The sequence below is a fragment of the Planotetraspora sp. A-T 1434 genome, assembly GCF_025420585.1.
In the GTDB taxonomy this organism is placed as follows: Bacteria; Actinomycetota; Actinomycetes; order Streptosporangiales; family Streptosporangiaceae; genus JAOEGB01.
Genome location: NZ_JAOEGB010000061.1, coordinates 1 through 2,598, shown reverse-complemented (window position 1 = coordinate 2,598; position 2,598 = coordinate 1). Strand labels below are relative to the sequence as shown.

Annotated in this window: 4 protein-coding genes; 3 read left to right on the top strand and 1 reads right to left on the bottom strand. The window is 68.8% G+C overall.

Going from position 1 to position 2,598, the window contains the following annotated elements; genetic code table 11:
- From N5079_RS34925 to N5079_RS34915, 3 genes are all read left to right on the top strand, one after another.
- A partial coding sequence (locus N5079_RS34925) for a phosphopantetheine-binding protein (RefSeq protein ID WP_261588507.1) occupies positions 1 to 303 on the top strand: 303 nt, incomplete at its 5' end.
- 50 nt (positions 304 to 353) lie between these two features.
- Positions 354 to 554 carry an MbtH family protein gene (locus N5079_RS34920; protein WP_261588506.1) on the top strand — a complete coding sequence of 67 codons (201 nt, stop codon included), beginning with the start codon at positions 354 to 356 and terminating at the stop codon, positions 552 to 554.
- On the top strand, positions 551 to 1,840 hold the full coding sequence (locus N5079_RS34915) for a cation:proton antiporter (RefSeq protein WP_261588505.1): 1,290 nt from the start codon (positions 551 to 553) through the stop codon (positions 1,838 to 1,840). The genes N5079_RS34920 and N5079_RS34915 overlap by 4 nt, the downstream gene beginning before the upstream one ends.
- A gap of 128 nt (positions 1,841 to 1,968) precedes the next feature.
- Here N5079_RS34915 and N5079_RS34910 read toward each other — a convergent pair whose 3' ends face one another.
- Entirely contained in the window at positions 1,969 to 2,457 is a 489-nt protein-coding gene (locus tag N5079_RS34910; protein ID WP_315967907.1) for an NUDIX domain-containing protein, read from the bottom strand.
- Positions 2,458 to 2,598: the final 141 nt, after the last annotated feature.

The window sequence follows — 2,598 nt, the reverse complement described above, 5'->3', positions numbered from 1 at the left end:
ACACGTCTCGTGGACATCTGGCGCGAGACGCTCGACATCGCCCAGGTGGGCATGAACGACAACTTCTTCGACCTGGGCGGTCACTCGCTGCTCCTGCCGGTGGTGCGGGAACGCATCCGGGTCGATTTCGGGCGCGACATCGCCATGCTCGAACTGTTCCGCCGCCCCACGCCCCGCGCGCTCGCCGACCTGCTCGTCAACGGTTCCGGCGAGTCCTCGGCGGTGGCGAAGGACGGCACTCACCGAGACGCGCGCGAGCGGGCGCTCAGACAGCGCCGGCTCCGCATGCGTCGCGAGTCCTAGAAGAAATTCACCGAAGAACCGATAAGAACCCAGCGAAGAAGGGCACAGCTGTGAACGACGAATTCATCGTGGTGATCAACGACGAGGGGCAGTACTCGATCTGGCCGGCCGGCCGCGGCCTGCCCCGGGGCTGGTCCGACGTGGGCAGGCGTGGGGACAAGGAGTCCTGCCTGGCCTACATCGACCAGACGTGGACCGACATGCGTCCGCTGAGCCTGGTCAGAGCGATGCGGCCGGAATCCGGGCGATGACCGGTCCCGTCCCGCCGCTGGGGGCTCACTCACTGCTGTCGTTCCTGTTACAGGTCGGCGTACTGCTCCTCGTCGCCGTGGTCCTCGGCCGGCTCGCCGTACGGCTGAAAATGCCACCCGTGGTCGGCGAGCTGTGCGCGGGCATTCTCCTGGGACCGTCGCTTCTCCAGATCGTCGCCCCCGGGGCGGCGGGCTGGCTGGTGCCGCACGACGCCGAGCAGTTCCACCTGCTGGACGCGATCGGCCAGATCGGCGTGCTGCTGCTGGTGGGCGTCACCGGCAGCCACCTGGACCTGGGGCTGGTGCGCAGGCGGGGGGCCACCGCCGTCAAGATCAGCGTGTCCGGCCTGGTCGTCCCGCTCGTCCTGGGCGTCGGGACCGGCCTGCTGCCGTCGCCGCTGACGGACGGCAGCCGGGACCGCACGGTGTTCGCGCTGTTCCTGGCCGTGGCCATGTGCGTGAGCGCCATCCCGGTGATCGCCAAGACGCTCTTCGACATGAACCTGCTGCATCGCGACATCGGCCAGCTGACGCTCGTCGCCGGGGTGGTCGACGACGTCTTCGGCTGGGTGATGCTGTCGATCGTCTCGGTCATGGCCACGACCGGCCTCCACGCGGCGAACGTGGCGCTCTCCGTGGCGTACGTGCTCGGTGTCCTCCTCTTCGCCGCCGTCGTGGGCAGGCCGTTGACCAGGAAGATCTACCAGTACGCCCAGGGGAACGCGGCCGTCGTCGGCGTCACGGTGATCCTGATCCTGTTGTCCGCCGCAGGCACCCAGGCCCTGGGCCTGGAGGCCGCCTTCGGCGCCTTCGTGGCGGGCATCCTCGTCGGCGAGTGGGGCAAGCCCGACCCCGCCGCGCTCGCCCCGCTGCGGGCCGTGGTGCTCGCGGTGCTCGCGCCCATCTTCTTCGCCACCGCGGGGTTGCGGATGAACCTGACCGCCCTGGCGAGGATCGAGGTGCTCGGGGCGGCGCTGGTAGTCCTGGCCGTCGCCGTCGCCGGGAAGTTCGCGGGCGCCTATCTCGGCGCCCGCGCCAGCCGCCTCTCCAGTTGGGAGGCGCTCGCGCTGGGGGCGGGCATGAACGCCCGCGGCGTCATCGAGGTCATCATCGCCACGGTCGGCCTGCGTCTCGGTGTGCTGAACTCCGAGACGTACACGATCATCATCCTCGTGGCGGTGGTCACGTCGCTCATGGCCCCGCCCATCCTGCGTGTGGCGATGGCCAGAATCGCACCCACCGCCGAGGAGGCCGGCCGGCAGCCGGTGGCGGCAGCGCCACAGTAAACGCCAGGCCATGTTGCCGGTCGATGGCCCACGAGCGGGATCGGTGCCACGGGCTGCCGAGAAGGAATCCACCCCCAATGGCGATTCCGCGTGATGACCAAGCCCTTCGCGCCGGAAACGTTCGTGGATCATTTCGAGCCGAAGTACTCCGCGACGATCCGGGTGTGCAGGGGGAACGCGAGCTCCTGTGGCCCGTCGATCAGCGACCACTCCGATGTTTCGGCCGTGGCCGCGACCGGAGGGAGGATGGCCGAGCTGGTCCGCGGGCCCAAGGCGAAGATCAGCACAGTGCCGTCGGGAGCGCTGAGCACGTTGAAAAGCCGTAGATCGTCTGCGTCGACGACGATCCCCGTCTCTTCGTGGAGTTCCCGGACGGCCGCCTGCTGCCAGGATTCGCCGATGTCGATGAAGCCGCCGGGCAGGGCGAGCCCGCCACGGTGCGGTTCGATGTCACGGCGGATCACCAGCAGGCCGTCGTCCACCGGTAGCACCATCACCGCGACGGGCAGCGGGTTCAGGTAGCTGGTGTTCGCACAGCCGGAGCAGGTGCGCGGCCAGGTCTGGCCGGTCGCGAAGGCCGTACCGCAGAAGGAGCAGTGCGAGTTCCTGATCGTCACGACCGTGAGACTAACGCGGGGTTCGTGACTGGGCCTGTTCAACCTGACGGCGTAATTGATCGTTGATGAAGGAAGCCCACCGGGCGTGTCGGCCCCGTACGGCTTGCGCAGCTCTCTCGTTCGTGGCGATCACCCCGGAGC

What these genes read in the sequence shown, in the direction of transcription:
- N5079_RS34915 (WP_261588505.1), top strand. Translation starts at nt 551, where the DNA reads ATGACCGGTCCCGTCCCGCCGCTGGGGGCTCACTCACTGCTGTCGTTC.